Here is a 20,789-nt window from a genome sequence, read left to right as displayed (position 1 = left end):
GACCGACGGGTTTCGGGCGTGTCGCGGAGTGTGTCTGGTTTCTATCCGTATAGCTCGACGAACTGCCTCAGCGACTTCTCCACGTCACCCCTGACGGCGCGAGCCGCCGCCGCACCCACCGGACCAAACAGCGCACGCCCGCCCAGCTCAAGGCGCAAACCGAGGGCGGACCCGTCCTGGGTGGCCCGCACGGTCAGCGTGACGCCGTACCTGGTGCCGCCTTTCCCGGCTCCCGACATCGCGACCTCATGCGGTGGGTCCCACTTGGTGACCGTCCACGTCACCCGATTGCGCAGGCCTTTGGAGCGTGCCACGCCCACGATTTGGGTGCCTTCGGTGATCTCGTCGGGCAGCTCGCTGCGCCACCCCTCGTGCATCACGAGCCACTCGCCCAAGTCCGACAGATCCGCGACGTGGTCCCACATGTCCTCCGGGGCCATCGGCAGGTCGGCGGTCATGTCAACGGCGGCCACCGGTTGAGCCTAGCCCCGGCGACGATGCGGGCCGCTCAATGCGGCCCGCTGAGGAGCGGGGCAATCAGACCTAGCTGCGTTCAGCGGCTGGGTCCGCCGCGAAATCGCTGGCCGATCCGCAGCCCTGGCAGCAGAAGGCTGCGCGGCACGTATCTGCCACCGGTGCTGACGAACTTGGGCACCACGCCGGGCACCACGCTGCGCTTGCCGTGCAGCATCCCCCTGATCGCGGCCTCGGCGACGTCTTGCGGAGAGACCTGTGCAACGCCGATACTCCACCGCTCGGCACTGGCGATCTCGGCCCACTCGGTGGGCACCGGGCCCGGGCACAGACACGTGACCGACACCCCCGTTCCGTGCAGCTCCTCGTGAACCGCTTCGGAGAATGTCTGCACGAAGGCCTTGGTGGCCGAATACACGGCCATGTAGGGCGTCGGCTGGAAGCCCGCGATCGACGCGATGTTCATTACCGCACCGGCACCGCGATCGACCATGCCGGGCAGGGCTGCGTGAGTCAGCTCCATCAACGCCAGCGCGTTGAGGGTGACCTCTTCGCTCTCGCGCTCGACAGGCAACTCGTGGAACACCCCGCTGGTGCCAAAGCCGGCGCTATTGCACAGGCCGGCAATCGGTTCGTTATGAAGCCGGGCCGCCAACTTTGCCCGGGCTTTGCCGTCGCTGAGGTCCAGCGGCATGACCTCAACCGCGATCGAGTACTCCTTACCCACCTCGTTGGCCAGTTCGTCGAGGCGGTCCCGGCGCCGCGCGACCAGCAGTAGCGGGAACCCGCGGCGGCCCAGGCCGCGAGCCAGTTCGGCGCCGATACCGGATGAGGCGCCGGTGATCACGACGGTTGTCTGATTGTCGGGTTTCGGAAGGCTCATCGTTTCACCAATGTATCCCGCGGGTTGCCCACACGAATGTCTCGCTCCGCCTATCGAATTGCGAAGTATCACTTGTTGATTCGCTGCCCTTGGCGGCGTCGGAGTCGTCGAACATGGCAAAGGCGCGGTTGCGTACGCGGTCCATGACCGCCGGATTGACGGCGTCGGCGACGGCGGCGAATTGCCCGAACGGCGAGCTGGCCCGGCGCGGCCGGTGCACGATCGCATCCGCGATCACGCCGGCCGCCTGATCCGGCGTCAGCGCTGGGAACTTGTCATACATCGTGGTGGGGCTGATCATCGGGGTGCGCACCAGCGCCATGTGCACGGTGGTGAATCGAACGTCGTCGTTCACGGTTTCGGCTTGCAATGCGTCGCACAGGCTGTCCAGCGCGGCTTTGCTGGCGATGTAGGCGCCGAAGCGCGGCGCGCGGGTCTGCACGCCGACCGAGGAGACGTTGACGATCTGCCCGAAGCCGCGTTCCCGCATCCCGGGGATGAACTTGAGGATGAGCTGGACCGCGCCGAGGTAGTTCAGTTGCATCGTCCGCTGGTAGTCGTGGATCCGGTCGTAGGAAAGCTCCAGCGACCGTCGAATTGACCGGCCCGCGTTGTTGATCAGAATGTCGACGGCACCGAGGTCGTCGAGCACCTGGCCGGCCATCGCGGCGATGGCGTCCATGTCGGAAAGGTCGCACGGGTACACGTGGGCGGTCCCCCCGTCGCCGCGGATTTGGTCCGCCACCTTCTCGAGGTTTTCCCGGGTGCGGGCGACCAAGGCCACCTCGCCGCCCGCTTCTGCGATCTTCTTGGCTGCCGCGGCACCGATGCCCGACGACCCTCCAGTGATGAGGGTGGTCCTGCCTTCGACGGCATTACCGAGCGTGCGGCCCTGCACTGCCTCGAGCAGATTCTTCAGATAAAACGGTCGATATCGCCCAGCCGAGTTAGGGGTGTTGATGATGTTGGAAACCGCCGCGAACGGCTTTTCCACCAAGTTCGTCAAGTCACCAAGGTTCATCGGTTTTCGCTCCTGGTGAGGGTCGTCCCCCGGGCCCCGCCGTCGACCGCGATCGCTCCGCGGGGCGGGTGGGTGATGTGACATGGGTCATAGTCCCAACCTAGGACATCGGTCGGCGCGAGGATGCAGATTGCCGCTATGTAAACGGGCTCACGTGCCTCACACGGCGGTCAAAGATGTGGCCACACCGGGGCAATCCGGTTGTTACGCAAGTAATCCGTGTGTGATCGCGCACTAACTGACGAGCAACGCCGAAATGTTCCAATCGTCGTTATGAAAATCCTGGCGCGCTTCCGCGAACCCCCGCCGACCACGATCTACGACCGGATCGGCGGGCACGAGGCCATCGAAGTCGTGGTCGAGGACTTCTACGTTCGCGTGCTCGCCGATGATCAACTGTCTCGCTTTTTCACCGGAACGAACATGAGCCGCCTCAAAGGCAAACAGGTGGAGTTCTTCGCCGCCGCCCTCGGCGGGCCCGAACCCTACACCGGCGCGCCGATGAAGCAGGTGCATCAGGGCCGCGGCATCACCATGCACCACTTCAGCCTGGTGGCTGGGCACCTGGTCGACGCGCTGGCCGCCGCGGGAGTCTCCTCCACGACGGTGACCGAAATACTGAGTGCCATCGCACCGCTGGCCCCCGAGATCACATCGGCCGAGCCCACCAAGGTCTAAGCGGCGGTCAACGCTCCCCCGCCACCACCGCCAGTCGCCGACGCAGGTACTGCACCACGCCCGCGTCGGTGGTGAGGTCGATCGCCCTCCGGTAGGCCTCCGCCGCGGCCGTCGACCGACCCGCTTCGGTCAGCAAATGCGCACGCGCGGTCCAAGCCGGCTGGAAGCGCGCGATGGCCGGGTCGGTAATCGCCTCGAGCGCGCGCAATCCCGCCTCCGGCCCGTCGACCTGCCCGTCGACGGCCGCCAGGGCAACCGCAGCGCCCAAAGACGGGGCGACGCGCAGCAGCGCCCGATGCAGTTTCCGCAACGCCACCCAGTCGACGTGCCCGCTACGCGCCCGGGCGCAGTGCGTCGACTGGATCGCCGCCTCGTACTGGTAACGGCCGGGGCGGCCGAAGCCGTGAGCGCGATGCAGCAGGGCCTCGCCGCGCGCGATCATCGCCGCATCCCACCGCCCGGTGTCCTGCTCGTCCAGCGGCACGAACTCACCGTCGTCGGTGCGTCGCGCCGGCCGGCGCGACTCGGAGAGGCAGATAAGGGCCGCCAACCCGAGGACCTCGGGCTCGTCGGGCAGCAGTTCGGCCACTACCAGTGCCAGATGCAACGCCTCGGCGGACAACGATTCGATCGGCGCCCCCGCCGGCTCCAGTTGCCAGTCGATCGCCCACGCGCCATACACGGCCTCCAGCACGGCCGGGAGCCGCTCGTCGAGGTCCGCGCGGGCCGGAACCACGAACGGGATGTGCGCGTTGCGAATCCGGCGTTTCGCGCGGACCAGACGTTGCGCCACGGTCGCGGGCGGCAACGAGAACGCCCGCGCGATGGCCGCCGAGTCGATGCCGAGCACCGTCTGCAGCATCAGCGCGGTGCGGCAGTTGGCGGCGATCGCCGGATGCGCGCAGACGAGCATGAGCTCCAGGCGGCGATCCGGAATTGCCGGCCGCACCGGCGAATCGTCGCTGGACTCCCATGTTTCGGGCAGCGGGGCGGTGATTCGGTAGGCGTGCGACTTCCACCGATCGCGTAGGCGGTTGCGGGCCACGGTAAAAACCCAGGCTTCCGGGTTGGCCGGTATCCCATCGACCGGCCAACGAGTCAGCGCGCGCTCCAGCGCATCGCCGATCGCATCCTCGGCCGCGGGGATGTCGGCGCTGGGCGCGGCCAGCACCGCCAGCAGCTGCCCGTAGGACCCGCGCACCAGCTCGGCCACCCGGGCCTGCGCCTCACTCAGGGCTGTACCAACCCTTGCCGCGCGCGTAAGTGACTGCGACGGGCCGGATTTCGATCGAACCCCAGTCGGCCGCCGGGCATCGCTTCGCCCAGGACAGCGCGGCGTCCAGATCGGGCACGTCGATGACGAACACCCCACCGAGGCGTTCCTTCGTGTCGGCGAAAGGCCCGTCCTGAATCCTGGGGGTGTCGTCACGGGCGGTGAAGGTGGTCGACGCTACGGCGGATTGCAGCACCTGGGTACCGATCAACACACCGGCCGCATCCAGATCGTCGGCATACTTGGCGAACGCGGCGCGCGCGGGCGCCATGTCTTCCTCGGTCAGCCCGAGTTCGCCGCCCTCCTGGTAGTGCATGAGCAGGCAGTACTGCATGGTGGTGCCCTTTCCATTGTCTCTTGGTTGTCTCTTGGACGATGCTTTCATCCGCTATGACGATTGAGGCGACGTCCGATCGACATTTGGGCGCACAATGCAGGCCATGGCCCGCACATTCGAAGATCTGGTCGCCGAAGCCGATTCGGCATCCGTTGACGGCTGGGACTTCTCCTGGCTCGACGGCCGCGCGACCGAGGAAAGACCATCCTGGGGCTACCAGCGCCAGATGAGCCGGCGGTTGGCGAGCGCGTCGGCCGCATGCGACGTCGATACCGGTGGCGGTGAGGTGCTGGCGGGGGCCGCGGAATTCCCGCCCACGATGGTGGCGACGGAATCGTGGCCGCCCAACGCGGCGCTGGCCACCAAACTCCTGCATCCGCGCGGCGTGGTGCTCGTCGTGACTCGCGACCAGGCATGGCTGCCGTTCGCCGATGCGGCCTTCGATCTGGTGACCAGCCGTCATCCCATCGCCGTGCGGTGGGATGAGATTGCCCGGGTCCTGCGATCCGGCGGCACCTACTTCGCGCAGCAGATCGGACCCGCAACGGTGTCGGAGTTGGTCGAGTACTTCATCGGACCGCAACCAGAGAAGTGGGCCGAATGTCACCCGGATACCCAGGGCGCGCAGGCACAAGCCGCCGGGCTGCGGATCGTCGACATGCGCATGGAGCGGACGCGGTGCGAGTTCTTCGACATCGGCGCCGTTATCTACTTCCTGCGCAAGGTGGTTTGGACGGTGCCGGACTTCACGGTGCAGCGCTATCGCGAAAAGCTGCGCGAACTTCATGAGCGCATCGAGGCCGAGGGGCCCTTCGTCGCGTACTCCACGCGGGTCCTCGTCGAAGCCCGCAAGCCGGACTAACCTCCGGTCACCCGTCCTGGCGCAACAGGTCCAGCGCGCGCTGCAGATCGGGTGGGTACGGGCTGACGATCTCGATCCGCCTGCCATCGGCCGGGTGGGCGAATGCCAGCGAACGCGCATGCAGCCACTGGCGTTCCAACCCCAGCCTTTGCGCGAGCTTCGGGTCAGCGCCGTAAGTGAGATCGCCACAACACGGGTGATGCAGCGCGGCGAAGTGCACCCGGATTTGGTGCGTGCGGCCGGTCTCCAGATGCACGTCGAGCAGGCTGGCGGCGACGAAGGCTTCCAGGGTGTCGTAGTGCGTGAGGCTGTGCCGGCCGTTTTTGGTGACCGCGAACTTCCAGTCGTGGCCGCGGTGTCGTCCGATCGGCGCGTCGATCGTCCCGCTGGACGGGTCCGGATGTCCCTGCACCAGCGCGTGGTAACGCTTGTCGACGGTGCGCTGTTTGAACGCACGCTTGAGCACGGTGTAGGCGCGCTCGGAAAGCGCCACCACCATCACGCCGGAGGTGCCGACATCGAGGCGATGCACGATGCCCTGCCGCTCGGGCACGCCGGAGGTCGTGATCCGGTAACCGGCAGCTGCCAAGCCGCCGAGCACCGTCGGCCCGGTCCAGCCCACCGACGCGTGCGCCGCCACCGCCGCCGGCTTGTCGACGGTGACGATGTCGTCGTCGGAGTAAAGGATCGTCATGCCTTCGATGTCGACGGGCGTGTTCTCCAGCGGCGCCGGCGCCTCGGGCAGCTGGACCTGCAGCCAGGCACCGGGCGTCAGGCGATCGGACTTTCCGGCCTGCACACCGTCCAGTTCCACACCGCCGTCTTCGGCCAGCACCGCCGCGGCACTGCGGGACAGCCCGAGCAGACGCGCCAGCCCGGCGTCAACGCGCATGCCCGCCAGTCCCTCCGGGACGGGCATCGACCGGTCAGCCATCAGCGCTGGTCGGCGTTACGCCGACCTACCGTGTCGCCGTCGGCGTTACGCCGACCTACCGTGTCGCCGTCGGCGTTACGCCGACCTACCGTGTCCCCGTCGGCGTTACGCCGACCTACCGTGTCGAAGTCGTAGCCGAAAATCGACAGCACCACCAGGAGGATGGCGCCGCCGACCACCGAGGGGTCGGCGACATTGAACACCGGCCACCAGCCGATCGACAAAAAGTCAACGACATGCCCGCGCAGCGGTCCCGGCGCCCGGAAGAAGCGGTCGACCAGGTTGCCCATGGCGCCGCCGAGGATCATGCCGAGCCCCACCGCCCACCAGGGGGACACCAACCGCCGCCCCATCCAGAAGATCCCGACTACCACGGCCGTTGCGATCAGCGTCAGAAGCCAGGTGTAGCCGGTCGCCATCGAGAAGGCCGCACCCGAGTTGCGCACCAAGGTCCAGGTCACCGTGTCACCGATGATCGATACCGGCTGACCCGGGGGCAGCAGTTTGACGGCAAGCACCTTGGTCACGATGTCCAGTGTCAGGACCACCGCCGCGACCGATAGCAGCAGGCGCAGCCGCCTTGGCGGGTTTTGCGGCGTCCGCGTTGGGGGAGCTGCGGGTTCGGCAGCCTCGTCGGCGTCCCCAGCCTTGCCGGCTGAGGTCACCGGCTCGGCCGGCACTATTGGTTCCTCTGACACTCTCCCATCATCCCCTAGTGCGGATGCTGCCTCGCCGGAGCCCGCGAGCGGCGTGCGCAATGATGCCACTATGGGCCGCCTCACCGTTATCGCCACCGGAGGGACGATATCGACCAGCACCGGTGCCGATGGGGTGCGCCGACCCGAGTACAGCGGAGCGGATCTCGCGGCGCCCCTTAGGAACGGCCTCGACGTCGATGTCGTGGACCTGCTGGCGCTCGACAGCTCGGAGCTGACTCCGGCCGATTGGGACCGAATCCGTGCTGCCGTGCGCGCCGCGGCGGATGACGGCGCCGACGGCGTGGTCGTCACCCACGGCACCGACACCATGGAAGAAACCGCCCTGTGGCTGGACCTGACCCATGCGGGGAACGTCCCCGTCGTGCTCACCGGCGCTATGCGCAGCGCCGACGCCCCCGACGCCAATGGTCCGGCCAATCTGCGCGACGCGCTGGCGGTCGCGGCCAGCCCCGCCGCCCGCGGCTTGGGGGTATTGGTGTGCTTCGCCGGCCGGGTGTTGCAACCGCTGGGCATGCACAAAGTGGCCACCGACGACCTGAGCGGCTTCGCCGGCGAGCTGGTCGGCACGGTGGACGGCGGCGTGACGCTGAGGGGCCCCAAGACGCGGCCGTACCTCGCCGATCTCAGCGCCGCCGGCGCGCCGCGGGTCGACATCGTCGCGGCATACCTCGGGAGTGACTCCGTGGCGCTCGACGCCTGCGTGGCCGCCGGCGCGCGAGCCGTCGTGCTGGAGGCGCTCGGTTCGGGCAATGCCGGAACAGCGGTCGTCGACGGAGTGCGCCGCCACTGCCGCGACGGGGTGGTTATCGCGGTGTCGACCCGAGTGCCCGGCGGGCGGGTCAGCGCGGGCTACGGTCCCGGCCACGACATGGCGACCGCCGGCGCGGTGATGGTGCCACGGCTGCGGCCGTCGCAGGCCCGGGTGCTGGTGATGGCCGCGCTGGCCGCGGGGCTACGCGTCGCCGACGTCATCGACCGCTGGGGCTAGCAGCGCGTCGGCCCGCAGCGCGCCGACGTAGTCGGGCCAGTCCAGGGAGTCGACCGGGTTGGCGCCGGTGAGGTCGCCGGTATCGGTGGGAAACGTCCGCGCCTGGCCCGGGCCCGAACTTCGCGTCTCGAACCGCACGGTCACCACACCGTGGCCGGCGCCCTGCACCCAGCCGTGCCCGAATCCGCGGTGCGCGACATCGTCGCCCACCCGCCACGGCGAGGCCTCCGGAGCCGAACCAAACATGGCGTCCGTCGCGGATTCAACGGAATGCTGGGTGTCCGATTCCGCATCCGACAAGTCCAAGTCCGGGAACAGCGACTCCTGGCGCACGTCGCTCAACCCCGAGAACCCAACGCCCAGCAGGCGAATGGGACCGATCTCGCGCGGATCCAGCAGCAGCCGCCGGGCCACCGCGATAAGCGCGCCGGCGTCGGTCGTCGCGTAGGGCAGCGTGGCTGAGCGGGTGAGTGTGCTCATGTCGGACTTCTTCAGCTTCACCGTGACGGTGCGGGCGCCTCGGCCGTCGCGCAGCAGGCGTTGGTGCGCATGCTCGGCGATCGGGTCGATCGCCTCACGCAACTGCTCCAGGCTGGTCAGATCGACAGCGAAGGTGGACTCGGAGCTAATCTGCTTGGCTTCGGCACGCTCGGTGACGGGGCGGTCGTCGATACCGCGGGCCAGGCGGTGCAGCGCCGGGCCGATCGTCGCGCCCAGGATGTTGGCCGCCTCGACGTCGGTCAGCGCCGCCAGTTGCCCGATCGTCTCTATGCCCAGTCGATTCAGCTTCTCCTCGGCGACGGGACCGATGCCCCACAGCCGCCGCACCGGCAATCCGCCGAGCATCGCCTGTTCTTCGGTGCGCCGGACCACCCGAATGCCGTTGGGTTTGGCCAAGCCGGACGCGATCTTGGCGATCTGTTTGCCCGAGCCCGCGCCAACCGAGGCGATAAGGCCGGTCTCTTCGCGAACCCGTCGCCGCAGGTCCTCGCAGAACGCCTCCACGTCCTCGGCCGAGGCCCCGGCGAGTTGGGGCGGTTCACCGAAGGCTTCGTCGAAGGACAGCTGCTCGACGACGGGTACCAGGCTGCGCACGGCGTCGAAGACCCGCCGGCTGGCCACCCCGTACACCGCGCCGCGCGGCGGCAACACCACCGCGGTCACGCCGATCAGCCGGCGCGCCTGATGCATCGGCATGGCCGACCGCGCCCCGAACACCCGCGCCTCATAGCTGGCGCCGGCCACCACGCCGCGACCACCCAAACCGCCAACCAGCACCGGCCGCCCACGCAGGGTCGGTCGGGTTAGCTGTTCGACGGAGGCGAAGAACGCGTCCATGTCCAGGTGCAGCACCCAGCGGGACTCCACAACTGCAGATGCTATTGGTCTAACGTCGGTGAGTATGGCGATGAACCTCTGCCACCGGATGTGCTGCAACTCGAACCGCTGGGCAAAAGAGGTTGAAGACCAACTGTTGCCATGGGTGCTCGCCGACGTGGACTTGGGAGACCACACCCTGGAGATCGGACCGGGCTACGGCGCAATTCTGCGGGTGCTGGTCGACAAGACGCCGAGGCTCACCTCGGTGGAAATCGATGCCCCGATGGCGCAGCGACTGCAACGGTTGTACGGCAAGCGGGCCCGCATCATCAACGGCGACGGCACAGACACCGGATTGCCGGCCAACGAGTTCAGTTCGGTGGTGTCCTTCACCATGCTGCACCACGTCCCGACACCGGAACTGCAAGACCGGCTGTTCGCCGAGGCGTTTCGGGTGCTTCGTCCCGGCGGTGTCTTCGCCGGCAGCGACGGTGTGCCGTCGCTGCGGTTCCGAATTCTGCATTTCCGCGACACCTGTAACCCGGTCCCGCCGGAAGCCCTGCCGGATCGCTTGCGGGCAGCGGGATTTCATGACGTCGACGTTGAAGTCCAAACCAGTAGACAGCGCTGGCGGGCCGTCAAGGAGGGCTGATGGAAACCGAGATGGGTGACGCGCCGACACCGCCCGGGCATTCGCAGCCCTCGACACGATTCGGCCGGCTACGCCACCAATGGGGCGAACGGTTGCAACCCGGTGAACAGGCCACGGTTCTGGCCTGGGCGTCATTCACGCTCACATTCGTTGGGCTGCGCGCGCTCACGCACTGGATCCGTGCCGGCCACGGGCCGTCAGGCGGCGGTGTCAAGCTGGGCGGCAGGCACTTTCACCATTACAACATCGGTATCGGGATGCTCACGACGGTGGCTGGCGTGGGTCTGCGCGGAACAGAAAGGCAACGCCGGCACCCCGTCTCGGCTGTCGCTTTCGGTGCCGCGAACGCGATGATCGTCGACGAGCTGGCCCTGCTGTTAGACCTCAAAGACGTCTACTGGGCACAGGACGGCCGTGAGAGCGTCGATGCCGCAGTCGGCCTCATTGCCACTGGCGCGACCGTCGTGGCCGGCATGCCCTTCTGGCCACATGCCCACCGCGCGCTGTGGTCCCGCGGTTGAACATCGGCGCCCGCGAGCCCGCGGGTTTTCCGACAGCCGCGAGAGTGCAATTAGCGACCGCGGCTCTCGAGAAATCGGTCGCTGGCTGCACTTTCGCGGTCAAAAGGATAGCCTGCGGCCCGCAGTGCTTCGCGGATCCGAGTTATGAAGATGTCCGGTCGATTACGCAACAAGTCGGCACTCACCCGAATGATGCGCCAGCCCCTTCGCTCCAATTCAGCGCCGCGGTCGATGTCGTTGGCACGGATGCGCGGGTCGGTCCAGTGTTGTGCGCCGTCGTATTCGACGCCGAGGCGCCACTTCTCCCACCCCATGTCTATACGGGCCAGCACAGCGCCCCAATCATTACGCACCACGATCTGGGTCTGCGGCCTGGGTAATCCCGCCGAGATGATCGCAAGCCTGGTCCTGGTTTCCTGTGGCGATTCTGCGCCCGCATCGACCAGGGCGAGGACTTCCCGCAACTGCTTCATACCGCGAGCGCCGCGGTGCGCCTCGGTCAGCGGTTCAACCTCGTCGACCGTAAGCCCGGTAGCCCTCGCCAACGAATCGAGAGCGATGACGGCGGGCACCAGTCCGGGACGTCGTCCCAGGTCGAACGCGGTGCGAGCAGCTGTCGTGACCGCTACGCCACTGACCATGGTGACCTCCCCCGCCAACAGGGATTCGTTCCGGGTGACGATCAACCGCGGAGGACGTTTGCGGCCGCTAATCAGTTCAGCCGGCGCCTGAGGATCGACCCATTCCGCGCCGAGCAATGCAGCTGCGGAGTTTCCGGCGACGACCGCCTTCTTTCCCGACCACAGCCAGGCGGCCACCGCCCTATCTTTCGCAGTCAGCCCGCTGTCGCGTCGTTGGTAGACATTGCGATAGATCCGCGTGCACGACCGTCGCAGCTCACGTTCCGTGAACGTGCCGGCGTCGACCGCCTGCGTGCCGACAAATGGTGTCCCCTTCCCCATGGCCGAAGACTGCCATTGCCCTCCGACACAGCGCGAAAGTGCAACTAACGACGCCTTTACTCGGGAAACGTGTCGCCAATTGCACCGTCGCGGCTAGACCTTGGCGATACGCACCCGCACGCCGTCGCCGATCTCCGCGCCACCGGCGGGCTCGCCGAACTCGAAGCTGGTAGCCAGGATTTCCCCGGCGATGAGGTCTCGATGGGTGCGCGCCCAGTCGGCCCGCTCGGCGGGCACCGACATCACCACGCTGATGCGATCGGAGACGTCCAGCCCGGTCGACTTGCGCAATTCCTGCAGTTCGCGGATCCGGTCTTTGGCCCAACCCTCGGCCTCCAGCTCCGGGGTCACGGTGCCGTCCAATACGACGAGACCGGTCCCATCGGGCAGCGCCGCGGTGTATTCCGGGTCCGCCGCCACCAGTCGTGAGCTGTACTCCTCGGGTTGCAATACCGCGGGACCCGCGGTCAGGGTGCCATCCGGGTTGACGACGCCTTCGCCGGCCTTGACCGCCTTGATGGCAGACTGCACATCCTTGCCCAGCCGTGGCCCGGCAACTCGTGCGTTGACGGTGAGCTCAAAGCGACCGTAGGTGTCGATCGCGTCGGTCAATTCGACGCGCTTGACGTTGAGCTCGTCGGCGATCAGGTCGGTGAACGGCTCCAGTCGCTTCGGGTCCTCCACTGCCACAGTCAGTTTCGGGAGCGGCAAGCGTACCCGCAGTTTCTTGGCCTTGCGCAGCGACGAGGCGGCCGAGCACACTTCGCGGACCTGGTCCATCGCGGCGACCAGATCGGGATCCGCGGGCAGGACCCCCGCGTCGGGCCAGTCGGTCAGATGCACCGAGCGACCGCCGGTGAGGCCGCGCCAAATGATCTCGGTGACCGAGGGCAGCAGCGGAGCGGCCAGTCTCGCCGTCACCTCGAGCACGGCGTGCAAAGTGTCGATCGCGTCGGCGTCTTCCTCCCAGAACCGCGAACGTGACCGCCGCACATACCAGTTCGTCAGCGCCTCGGTGAACTGGCGCAAGTGCTCGCAGGCCCGGGAGATGTCGCAGGACTCCATCTCCGCGGTAAGGTCGTCGCGCAGCGCGGCCAGCTTGGCCAGGATGTAGCGGTCCAGCACGTGGGCCGAATCGGTGCGCCAGGTGCCGACTTTCGGTGCGTAAAGAGCCAAGAAGCTGTAGGCGTTCCAGAGCGGCAGCTGGACCTGTCGCACCCCTTCCCGGATCCCCTGCTCGGTGACGATGAGATTGCCGCCGCGCAGGATCGGCGACGCCATCAAAAACCACCGCATGGCATCGGATCCGTCGCGGTCGAACACCTCGCTGACGTCGGGGTAATTGCGCAGCGACTTGCTCATCTTCTGACCGTCGGAACCCAACACAATCCCATGCGCCACACAGGTTTTAAATGCCGGACGATCAAAGAGCGCGGTGGCCAGCACATGCAGCGTGTAGAACCAGCCGCGGGTCTGGCCGATGTATTCGACGATGAAGTCGCCCGGGTAGTGGCTCTCGAACCAGTCCTCATTTTCGAACGGATAATGCACCTGGGCATACGGCATGGAACCCGAGTCGAACCACACGTCCAGCACGTCGGGGATGCGCCGCATCGTGCTATGACCGCTTGGGTCATCGGGATTGGGCCGGGTGAGCTCGTCGATGTAAGGCCGGTGGAGATTGTCCGGTCGCACCCCGAAGTCGCGCTCCAGCTCGTCCAGGCTGCCGTATACATCGATGCGCGGATACGCCGGATCGTCGGACTTCCACACCGGAATCGGCGTGCCCCAGTAGCGGTTTCGCGAGATCGACCAGTCGCGGGCGCCCTGCAGCCACTTCCCGAACTGGCCGTCCTTGACGTGTTCGGGATACCACGTAATCTGTTGGTTCAGTTCCACCATGCGGTCCCGGAACTCGGTGACCGCGACGAACCACGACGAAACCGCCCGATAGATCAGCGGATTGCGGCACCGCCAGCAGTGCGGATAGGGATGCTCGTAGGTTTCGTGGCGGATCAACACCGCGCCGTTGGCCGCCGCCGGACCGCTGCCGTTCTTCAGGTCGCGGATGATGTGCGGGTTGGCGTCGAAGACGCGCTGCCCCTGGTAATCCGGGACGGTGGCGTCGAAGCGGCCTTTGGCATCGACCGGGGTGACCGGCACGATGCCGACCTTGTCGGTGGTGGCCATGTCGTCCTCGCCGTAGGCGGGCGCCATGTGCACGATCCCGGTGCCGTCCTCGGTCGTCACGAATGCGCCCGCCAGCACCTGAAATGCCTTGGGGCTGTCCATGAAATACGGAAACGGCGGCAGGTACCGGGTGCCCAGCAGGTCGGCGCCGGTATACGTCCCGAGTAGTTCTTGTGCGACGCCGAGCTCACGGACGTAGGCGCCCAACCTCGCCTTCGCTAACACGAGACGTCGGCCCCCCACCCGCACCTGCACGTATTCCACGTCCGGATTGACCGCCACCGCTTGGTTGGACGGGAGGGTCCACGGCGTCGTCGTCCACACCAGGAGGTAGGCACCGTCCAGCTCGCCACCCCCGGTCACCTTGAATCCCACAGTGATCGCCGGGTCTTGGCGGCTTTGGTAAACGTCGTCGTCCATCCGCAATTCGTGATTGGACAGCGGGGTTTCGTCGCGCCAGCAGTAGGGCAGCACGCGGTAGCCCTCGTATGCCAGGCCCTTGTCCCACAGCTGTTTGAATGCCCAGATCACCGACTCCATGTAGCTGGGATCCAGCGTCTTGTAGTCGTTGTCGAAGTCGACCCAGCGTGCCTGGCGGGTCACATACGCCTGCCATTCGTCGGTGTAACGCAATACCGATTCCCGGCATGCTTCGTTGAAGGCGGCGATGCCCATGGCGTCGATCTGGGATTTGTCGGTGATGCCCAGCTGGCGCTCGACTTCGAGTTCGGCCGGCAGCCCGTGGGTGTCCCACCCGAAGCGGCGCTCCACCTTGTAGCCGCGCATGGTGCGGTAGCGCGGGACGATGTCTTTCACGTAGCCGGTGAGCAGATGCCCATAGTGCGGCAGCCCGTTGGCGAACGGCGGCCCGTCGTAGAACACGTACTCCGGCGCGCCGTCGCGGCCGGCGATGCTGGCCCGGAAGGTATCGTCGCGGGCCCAGTAGTCGAGAACCTCGAGCTCGAGCACCGGGAAATCTGGTGCCCCGCCGGCCAGCCTCGGATAGGCCTTGACGGAGCCCACGAACTGAACCTCGAGGTCAGCGTTATCGGTCACGATGCGCGTCGTCTCCTGTGCCCGCGTTGGTCAGGCCGGGGACGACGACGCGCCTCGTGCGCGAGCGCCGCGGTACCACCCCGCTTGCCGCGCTTTCGCGTGGCCGCTCGATTACGGCTGTGACGGGCCTACCCGTTCGGTTCTACTGAGCCAGGCCGGCTGTTCTTCCGAAGGCTCCCCGGTGATCGCCGGATCGATGCCATTGAGTCGATTCTACGGAACACCGCAAATCAAATACTGCACTCCAAGGGGTTACCTGGCCTCAGGGAAAACCTGCGGCCGGGTAGCCCCTCGGAGCCATGAGCATGGTTGGTCGCTGTCCATCGGACTAGGCCTGAACTTCGAGCAGACCAACCCGCCACAGCGCCGCGTACATGTGACGCAGCGGAATGCACAGCAGGCGTGCAGCGCCGTCCACCAGCGGGTCGCCGCCGGCGAAGAAAGGCTGGGTGTCAACCCGGCGCGTCGCCTTCTTGGGCGCGGGGGCCACGACGGTGGCTGCGTCGCGCACGACAGTCAGCTTGCGGGCGGGCGCTACGGTTACCACTTCGTCGTAGAGAAATGCGGTCATGTTCGCCTCCTAGACGGAATCCCAAACGAGTACTAACTGGACTGACGTGTCCCGTCCCGTAGTGGTTCCGATCCCAGAACGCTTGGCCGGTAAGCCAATTAGCGTTACGACGACTCAGCAGAGAACGTCGCGCCGGGGACCGGATCGGGACGAAACAAGCCCGGACTTCGACCCGGACTGTCGCTGGAACTCATACGTCCCTCACCTCCTCAACCGGCCACGGCGCGCGCGGTTGCCCGCACGATCTACACGCACTGAAGGAGTACAGAAGCCGACGACGGTCGGCGTTCCGCACCCCTCTCGTCAGAGCTTTGGCACTACACGACGTGTCCGGTAGTCCGGAAGCCACCTGGGCTCAACCCTTAAGCCGGGAGGAGCTGTCCTGACCCGGGGCGTCTTTGGACGTTCGGGGTCAGTGGCCTGTATTCGTGTAGAGGCCTCACCTAGCGAGGTGCTACCCGAACGATAATGCACGACGGCTATGGCACGGTCAATGTGATCTGCCCGGTGTCGCCGAATCTTTATGCACTTATTACGTGTCCACACAGCTCTTAGCCAGCTTCAGGACGGGTGACCTGCGCAAATAGGCTCAAACGCCGTCGATACCTGCCGTTACACGCGTGGGCGCAGCCCGTCGAGCACCAGTCCGACGACGAAATCGGCCACCTGAGCGGCCGTGACGTCGTCGTCGGTGCTCAGCCGCCGATGCGCCAACTGCCCGACCAGCGCCGCCAATGTGTACGAGACAATTCGAGGCGGGGCGGCCACCACCTCGCCACGCTTTTGGGCAGCGACGATGAAGGTTTCGAGGTCGTCGACGAACCGGTCATAGACCCCGCCGAGGTGCTTTTCGAGTCGCTCGCCGAGTGCGTAAGGATCGCGCAGCAGCAGCTTGACGGTGGCCTTGTCGGCTTCAAAGAACTCCAAGGTCGCCCGCACAGAGCTTTGTAAGACGGCCCGAAGCGGCGCCTCCTGCCCGACGTTTTCCGCCAGCACGCCCTGCTTTGACATGTGAGGCAGCGCCGCCGCGACATGGTTACGCAGCGCAGTCTCCTCGACGGCCATCAACGCGTGGAACAGCTCGTCCTGCGAGTCGAAGTACCAATAGACAGAGCCGTAGGCCAGGCCCGCCTGCTTGGCGATATCCGCGATCGTCGTGGCGTGAAAACCCTTGCACGCGAACACTTCTTTGGCGGCCGCCATGATCTCGTCGCGGCGCTGCGACTTGTCCTCGTCACTGACCGCGCGGCGCCGGCGCGCCGGGCTGGTCACCTATCGACCAGGCTCTCGAGCTGCCCGACGGTGTCGATGAACTCCTCGACCATGTCGAGCACCACCGAGCGCGTCGGCCGAACCCGGTCCAGCGAGCCGACCACCTGACCGACGAAGTAGGTCGCCAGCTCCCGGGCCTTGGCCCCAGGGTGAACGGCCGCCTGATTGATCCGCACCTGGGAGTCAGTGACCAGCGCGGTCTGCAGCGGCATTCCAAGGGGATCCGGGGTATCCGCACGCTCCCACTCGTCGGTCCAGGCCGTGCGCAGCATCCGCGCCGGCTTACCGGTCAGCGAGCGCGACCGCACCGTGTCCGAAGAGCTGGCGGCCAAAAACTTTTCCTTGACCACGGGCGCGGTCTCGGCTTCTTCGGTGGTCAGCCACACCGAGCCGCACCACACCCCCTCAGCGCCCAAAGCCAGGGCCGCGGCGACTTGGCGACCGCGGGCGATGCCGCCGGCCGCGAGAACGGGCGTCGGCGACACAGCGTCTACAACCTCGGGGACCAACACCATGGTCGCCACCTCACCGGTGTGGCCGCCGGCCTCGGTGCCCTGCGCGACGATCAGGTCGACGCCCGCCGCCGCGTGCCGCAGCGCGTGTTGGGTGGTGCCGGCCAGCGCGGCCACCAGCACGTCGTGCTCGTGGGCACGCTCGACGAGGTCCGCCGGGGGCGGCCCCAGCGCACTGGCGATCAGCCGAATGTCGTGGGCGAAGGCCACTTCGAGGAGCGGCTCATAGCCCTTGGGTGAGATGTTGAGGCCGCCAACCGGCGCACGCGGCTCATCGGCGGGCGCCGCAATGCCATAGCGGGCCAGCAAGTCGTCGACGAAAGCGCGGTGTTCTTCGGGCAGCAGCGCCCGGGCCTGCTTGGCGTCGATCCCTCCTTGCTCGGCGCCGACGTACTTGGGCGGCAATAACAAATCGACCCCGTAGGGCTTGCCGCCGGTCTGCTCGTCGATCCAGGTCAGCTCGTTTTGCAGCCGCTGAGGACTGTGCGCGACGGCGCCGAGGACCCCGAATCCGCCGGCGTTGGTCACCGCGGCCACGACGTCGCGGCAGTGGCTGAAGGCGCATATCGGGAACTCAACGCCAAGCATTTCGGCGGCTCTGGTTCGCATTGAACGACGCTAAGAGTTACTGATTGATAGGTCAATCTATTACGGTAACCCCGCGATTTGGCGTGAGCGCTACGGCGAGCGGCCGTCCGGCGGCCAGCTCGACACGCCCTCTTCCAACGGAACCTGCAGGCTGTGCAGAATCGACGCAACCATCCGCCATGCGCCGATGGCGGTGACGAGTTCGATGAGAACTGTTGTGTCGCCTTGCAATTCGCGCTCGCATGCCGCCCAGCTCTGGGCGCTTACCGCGCCGTCGCGCACCACGTCGTCGGTGGCCGCCAGCACCGCCCGCTCGGCGGGCCCGAACCCGTCGTATCGCTGCCAATCGCGCACACCGAGCAGATCGTCGCCCGTCACGCCCAGCCTTGACGCGACGCGCCAGTGTTGCGTCCACTCGTAGTCGCACGCCGTTAGCCAGCCGATCCGCATGATCACCAGCTCGCGCAACCGTGGGTCGAGGGCACCGTGCCACAGCATGGTGGCCAGCAGGTCATTGATGCCGCGCGCCAGTTGCGGATGATTCAGCAACACCTGAAAGATGCTGAGTTCGGCCATGTAGTCGGGCACCGCAGCTTCGTCGGCGGCGGCCCTGGCCTCGTCGAGCGGCAGTTTGGGCACCCTTGAAGTCGTCACGGTGTGAGCACTCCGGAGCGCCAGTCGACCACCAATGCCCGCGCCCTCGCGCCATCCGACATATCAGGACACTACGAATTGCTGCCTGAAGGGTCAATCGCGACCACCCGAGCTACCGGACCTGGCTGAACTGGTGAACCCCGAGCTCCGGCGAGGGCTTTTGCGAGCCGACTCACCCCTGTGGCACAGTCCGAGTCACCCCAGGCCGCGGGGTCGTGCGGGCGCCCTCGTGACGGCGCCAAATCGAGCCGTTGTGGGATAGATGACATTTACGCGAAAACAGCCCGCGGCGACAGGTACCGGGGTACCGTGCGGTTTGTCGTATAGCTGATTTTCCTCGGCTGGCGCAGGCGGCTAGCAATCTCCGCCTGGTTCCCGTCGGCGGGGCTTCGTTATGACATGGGCGAGCCCTGACTCGGGGCAGCCCGAGCCCAGAAATCCGCTTCGACGTTAATGAGGGGGAAGTGGACGTGCCGTGCCGCCAGCGTGCAGGGCTACTACCAGGGACTTTATCTGTGACTAGCCATCGACCGGTTCGTCCCGGGAGCTATTGACTGGTGAGTCAATCATGAAGATTTTGTGTGCTTCGTTACTTTTTCTGTACGGCTGCACGATTTTTGCACATGGGTGGAGCAAACCAGCTACGCTGCTGAGCACGCTACGCAGTAGAGGTTGGGTCCGATCCGCGGGTGGGCTTTTGCGCGATGTCGCGAGCGCTTCGCCCGGATCGGAATGCGCTCTTTCGAGGAGGTGAGCGACCGTGGACGAGGCACGCGGGCCAGTGCCGTTTGGCGGTGATGTGCTCACCGAGATTCCAGCCGGCCGTCGGGCCGCTCATCCGCCGGCGGGCTCGGTAAGCGCCTCGCTGGTCGACGCCGCCGACTTCCACCCCGGGCTCGTCGGCGACACCGAAGCGAAGGCACCGGCGATCGATGCGCAATGGCTCGTACTGCGGAAACCTGCTTGGGGGGCGATAGAGCGCATGGAAGTGCCGGCCGACGAGTGGCCTGCACGTCTTGGGCGCCCGATCTCCGATCCCGACCCTATCCATCGTCGAAACGTTGACCCGAATTTTTCGCTTTCCAAGTGTGGATTCGGTTCGCTCGGTAATCTCGAACTGCAGAGCCGCACTGACACCAAAACACAGAATCGCTTCAGCTCCACCGACGTCGCGGTCCGGGGCTTAACGGATCAGGTATACGAAAAAGTTATACGAAAAGCTGGCGCCGGCCGATGGCAGCCCGACGGGAAGTGATTGCGGGTCGTGACTCGGAATATCTCGGAACCGCCTGGGGAAGCAAGGAGGGGAAGTGTTTGCGATAGGTACGCTTGATTTTCGGTCTATCCACGAGTGGATGCCGGACCCTGGGTCCGTCATCTCATGGCAGCCGTCAAGTACAAGTTTGGAGAAGGCACAACAAGCACCGACGAACGAAGTGCCGGCCAGCTATATGCAGGCCGAACATCTCCGCGGCTTTCGCAAATACGCCGACCAGGGACAATCAATGTCACGGCAATGCATTGTCAGCTGGGACTTTCCGGGTCGGTGCGATGCGAGAGCAATGACATATGTTCTCAACGCTCACCTTCGTCGCCACGACACATACCGGAGTTGGTTCCAGTTCGAGGACGGAGAACAAATCATTCGGCGGACCATCCCCGAGGCCGGCGATATCGAGGTTGTCCCGACCCGGCATGGCCAGCTGGCACCCGAGGAATGCCGCGACGTAATTCGGGCTACGCCCGACCCGCTGCAATGGGATTGCTTCCGTTTCATGATCATTCAGCGTGCCAATCACTTCACGTTCTGCATCTGCGTCGATCATCTCCACATCGACGCGATGTTTGTGGGCACGGTGTATTCAGAAATTCACATGATGTACCTCAGCCTCGCCGGCGGCGGCGCACCGCTGAGGCTGCCCGAAGCGGGGAGCTACCACGACTTTTGCGTACGGCAGCACGAGTACCTGTCGTCACTGACGTTGGAATCTCCTGAGATCCGGGCGTGGGTCGAATTCTTAGAAACCAATGACGGGGCCCTGCCGGAAGTCCCGGTGTCACTCGGCGATGGATCTGGCGTAGCCGAACTCATGGATCTGCGTCTTCTGGACGAACAGCAAACGGCCCAATTCGAAGCCGCGTGCTCAGCGGCGGGTGCCCGCTTCAGCGGCGGTGTAATTGCTTGTGCCGCGCTCGCCGAATGCGAATTGACGGGCGCGGACCAATACCACGGCATTGTCGCCGTCGATACGCGTAACAGCCCGACCGATTTCGTGACAACCGGTTGGTACACCAGCTTCATCCCAGTCAGTGTCAAGGTAG

The 20,789-nt window shown here is 66.1% G+C and carries 21 protein-coding genes and 1 riboswitch; of the genes, 7 read left to right on the top strand and 14 right to left on the bottom strand.

Annotated features, from left to right (window positions below; all coding sequences use genetic code 11):
• Window positions 1-41 precede the first annotated feature (41 nt).
• The 3 genes from ACLP4W_RS07525 to ACLP4W_RS07515 form a co-directional block, all read right to left on the bottom strand.
• On the bottom strand, window positions 42-458 hold the full coding sequence (locus tag ACLP4W_RS07525) for a type II toxin-antitoxin system Rv0910 family toxin (RefSeq protein WP_442385527.1): 417 nt from the start codon (window positions 456-458) through the stop codon (window positions 42-44).
• Window positions 459-553: 95 nt separating this feature from the next.
• Complete coding sequence (locus ACLP4W_RS07520; protein WP_442385513.1) at window positions 554-1,357, bottom strand: SDR family NAD(P)-dependent oxidoreductase; 804 nt, start codon at window positions 1,355-1,357, stop codon at window positions 554-556.
• Window positions 1,358-1,361: 4 nt separating this feature from the next.
• Complete coding sequence (locus tag ACLP4W_RS07515) at window positions 1,362-2,378, bottom strand: SDR family NAD(P)-dependent oxidoreductase (protein ID WP_442385512.1); 1,017 nt, start codon at window positions 2,376-2,378, stop codon at window positions 1,362-1,364.
• A gap of 273 nt (window positions 2,379-2,651) precedes the next feature.
• On the opposite strand from ACLP4W_RS07515, the gene ACLP4W_RS07510 reads away from it, so the two are divergent.
• Window positions 2,652-3,056, top strand: coding sequence for a group I truncated hemoglobin (locus ACLP4W_RS07510; protein ID WP_442385511.1), 405 nt, complete (start codon window positions 2,652-2,654; stop codon window positions 3,054-3,056).
• Between the two features lie 7 nt (window positions 3,057-3,063).
• On the opposite strand, the gene ACLP4W_RS07505 is transcribed toward ACLP4W_RS07510, so the two are convergent.
• Together ACLP4W_RS07505 and ACLP4W_RS07500 are read right to left on the bottom strand one after the other, a co-directional pair.
• Window positions 3,064-4,269 (bottom strand): RNA polymerase sigma factor, encoded by a 1,206-nt coding sequence (locus ACLP4W_RS07505; RefSeq protein ID WP_442385510.1) that lies wholly within the window; start codon window positions 4,267-4,269, stop codon window positions 3,064-3,066.
• A 13-nt stretch (window positions 4,270-4,282) separates the two neighbouring features.
• On the bottom strand, window positions 4,283-4,663 hold the full coding sequence (locus tag ACLP4W_RS07500) for a YciI family protein (RefSeq protein ID WP_442385526.1): 381 nt from the start codon (window positions 4,661-4,663) through the stop codon (window positions 4,283-4,285).
• A gap of 106 nt (window positions 4,664-4,769) precedes the next feature.
• Here ACLP4W_RS07500 and ACLP4W_RS07495 point away from each other — a divergent pair, with 106 nt between their 5' ends.
• Window positions 4,770-5,528 (top strand): class I SAM-dependent methyltransferase, encoded by a 759-nt coding sequence (locus ACLP4W_RS07495; protein ID WP_442385509.1) that lies wholly within the window; start codon window positions 4,770-4,772, stop codon window positions 5,526-5,528.
• 7 nt (window positions 5,529-5,535) lie between these two features.
• On the opposite strand, the gene ACLP4W_RS07490 is transcribed toward ACLP4W_RS07495, so the two are convergent.
• Window positions 5,536-6,462, bottom strand: a complete 927-nt coding sequence (locus ACLP4W_RS07490; RefSeq protein ID WP_442385508.1) for an RluA family pseudouridine synthase — start codon at window positions 6,460-6,462, stop codon at window positions 5,536-5,538.
• On the bottom strand, window positions 6,462-7,160 hold the full coding sequence (gene lspA / locus ACLP4W_RS07485) for a signal peptidase II (RefSeq protein ID WP_442385507.1): 699 nt from the start codon (window positions 7,158-7,160) through the stop codon (window positions 6,462-6,464). Before lspA ends, ACLP4W_RS07490 begins: the two co-directional genes overlap by 1 nt.
• Window positions 7,161-7,230: 70 nt before the next feature.
• Between lspA and ACLP4W_RS07480 the strand changes: the two genes are divergently transcribed.
• Window positions 7,231-8,169 carry an asparaginase gene (locus ACLP4W_RS07480; protein ID WP_442385506.1) on the top strand — a complete coding sequence of 313 codons (939 nt, stop codon included), beginning with the start codon at window positions 7,231-7,233 and terminating at the stop codon, window positions 8,167-8,169.
• Here ACLP4W_RS07480 and ACLP4W_RS07475 read toward each other — a convergent pair.
• Entirely contained in the window at window positions 8,134-9,537 is a 1,404-nt protein-coding gene (locus tag ACLP4W_RS07475) for a DNA polymerase IV (RefSeq protein WP_442385505.1), read from the bottom strand. The two genes, ACLP4W_RS07480 and ACLP4W_RS07475, sit on opposite strands and share 36 nt — an antisense overlap.
• Before the next feature lie 34 nt (window positions 9,538-9,571).
• On the opposite strand from ACLP4W_RS07475, the gene ACLP4W_RS07470 reads away from it, so the two are divergent.
• Together ACLP4W_RS07470 and ACLP4W_RS07465 are read left to right on the top strand one after the other, a co-directional pair.
• On the top strand, window positions 9,572-10,141 hold the full coding sequence (locus tag ACLP4W_RS07470; RefSeq protein ID WP_442385504.1) for a class I SAM-dependent methyltransferase: 570 nt from the start codon (window positions 9,572-9,574) through the stop codon (window positions 10,139-10,141).
• Entirely contained in the window at window positions 10,141-10,662 is a 522-nt protein-coding gene (locus ACLP4W_RS07465; RefSeq protein ID WP_442385503.1) for a hypothetical protein, read from the top strand. Before ACLP4W_RS07470 ends, ACLP4W_RS07465 begins: the two co-directional genes overlap by 1 nt.
• A gap of 50 nt (window positions 10,663-10,712) precedes the next feature.
• On the opposite strand, the gene ACLP4W_RS07460 is transcribed toward ACLP4W_RS07465, so the two are convergent.
• The 6 genes from ACLP4W_RS07460 to ACLP4W_RS07435 form a co-directional block, all read right to left on the bottom strand.
• Complete coding sequence (locus ACLP4W_RS07460; protein WP_442385502.1) at window positions 10,713-11,624, bottom strand: DUF559 domain-containing protein; 912 nt, start codon at window positions 11,622-11,624, stop codon at window positions 10,713-10,715.
• A 93-nt stretch (window positions 11,625-11,717) separates the two neighbouring features.
• Window positions 11,718-14,837 carry an isoleucine--tRNA ligase gene (ileS, locus tag ACLP4W_RS07455; RefSeq protein ID WP_442385525.1) on the bottom strand — a complete coding sequence of 1,040 codons (3,120 nt, stop codon included), beginning with the start codon at window positions 14,835-14,837 and terminating at the stop codon, window positions 11,718-11,720.
• 361 nt (window positions 14,838-15,198) lie between these two features.
• Entirely contained in the window at window positions 15,199-15,441 is a 243-nt protein-coding gene (locus ACLP4W_RS07450) for an Rv1535 family protein (RefSeq protein ID WP_442385501.1), read from the bottom strand.
• A gap of 288 nt (window positions 15,442-15,729) precedes the next feature.
• A riboswitch (M-box (ykoK) riboswitch) is annotated at window positions 15,730-15,899 on the bottom strand.
• A 154-nt stretch (window positions 15,900-16,053) separates the two neighbouring features.
• Complete coding sequence (locus ACLP4W_RS07445; RefSeq protein ID WP_442385500.1) at window positions 16,054-16,713, bottom strand: TetR/AcrR family transcriptional regulator; 660 nt, start codon at window positions 16,711-16,713, stop codon at window positions 16,054-16,056.
• Window positions 16,710-17,834, bottom strand: a complete 1,125-nt coding sequence (locus ACLP4W_RS07440; protein ID WP_442385499.1) for a nitronate monooxygenase — start codon at window positions 17,832-17,834, stop codon at window positions 16,710-16,712. Before ACLP4W_RS07440 ends, ACLP4W_RS07445 begins: the two co-directional genes overlap by 4 nt.
• Window positions 17,835-17,903: 69 nt before the next feature.
• Entirely contained in the window at window positions 17,904-18,467 is a 564-nt protein-coding gene (locus ACLP4W_RS07435) for a carboxymuconolactone decarboxylase family protein (RefSeq protein ID WP_442385498.1), read from the bottom strand.
• A 760-nt stretch (window positions 18,468-19,227) separates the two neighbouring features.
• On the opposite strand from ACLP4W_RS07435, the gene ACLP4W_RS07430 reads away from it, so the two are divergent.
• Entirely contained in the window at window positions 19,228-19,722 is a 495-nt protein-coding gene (locus ACLP4W_RS07430) for a hypothetical protein (RefSeq protein ID WP_442385497.1), read from the top strand.
• Between the two features lie 148 nt (window positions 19,723-19,870).
• Window positions 19,871-20,789: condensation domain-containing protein (locus ACLP4W_RS07425; RefSeq protein ID WP_442385496.1), on the top strand; the 919-nt coding region annotated here is incomplete at its 3' end.

This window comes from Mycobacterium sp. (assembly GCF_052145595.1).
Taxonomy (GTDB): domain Bacteria; phylum Actinomycetota; class Actinomycetes; order Mycobacteriales; family Mycobacteriaceae; genus Mycobacterium.
This window is presented reverse-complemented; position numbering and strand designations above follow the sequence as displayed.

Excerpts from the sequence above, each read along its gene's own strand:
- ACLP4W_RS07515 (WP_442385512.1), bottom strand. The coding sequence starts at position 2,378 with ATGAACCTTGGTGACTTGACGAACTTGGTGGAAAAGCCGTTCGCGGCG.
- ACLP4W_RS07480 (WP_442385506.1), top strand. The coding sequence starts at position 7,231 with ATGGGCCGCCTCACCGTTATCGCCACCGGAGGGACGATATCGACCAGC.
- ACLP4W_RS07520 (WP_442385513.1), bottom strand. The coding sequence starts at position 1,357 with ATGAGCCTTCCGAAACCCGACAATCAGACAACCGTCGTGATCACCGGC.
- ACLP4W_RS07440 (WP_442385499.1), bottom strand. The coding sequence starts at position 17,834 with ATGCGAACCAGAGCCGCCGAAATGCTTGGCGTTGAGTTCCCGATATGC.
- ACLP4W_RS07460 (WP_442385502.1), bottom strand. The coding sequence starts at position 11,624 with ATGGGGAAGGGGACACCATTTGTCGGCACGCAGGCGGTCGACGCCGGC.
- ACLP4W_RS07525 (WP_442385527.1), bottom strand. The coding sequence starts at position 458 with ATGACCGCCGACCTGCCGATGGCCCCGGAGGACATGTGGGACCACGTC.
- ACLP4W_RS07510 (WP_442385511.1), top strand. The coding sequence starts at position 2,652 with ATGAAAATCCTGGCGCGCTTCCGCGAACCCCCGCCGACCACGATCTAC.
- ACLP4W_RS07490 (WP_442385508.1), bottom strand. The coding sequence starts at position 6,462 with ATGGCTGACCGGTCGATGCCCGTCCCGGAGGGACTGGCGGGCATGCGC.
- ACLP4W_RS07495 (WP_442385509.1), top strand. The coding sequence starts at position 4,770 with ATGGCCCGCACATTCGAAGATCTGGTCGCCGAAGCCGATTCGGCATCC.
- ACLP4W_RS07450 (WP_442385501.1), bottom strand. The coding sequence starts at position 15,441 with ATGACCGCATTTCTCTACGACGAAGTGGTAACCGTAGCGCCCGCCCGC.
- ACLP4W_RS07500 (WP_442385526.1), bottom strand. The coding sequence starts at position 4,663 with ATGCAGTACTGCCTGCTCATGCACTACCAGGAGGGCGGCGAACTCGGG.
- ACLP4W_RS07470 (WP_442385504.1), top strand. The coding sequence starts at position 9,572 with ATGGCGATGAACCTCTGCCACCGGATGTGCTGCAACTCGAACCGCTGG.
- ACLP4W_RS07465 (WP_442385503.1), top strand. The coding sequence starts at position 10,141 with ATGGAAACCGAGATGGGTGACGCGCCGACACCGCCCGGGCATTCGCAG.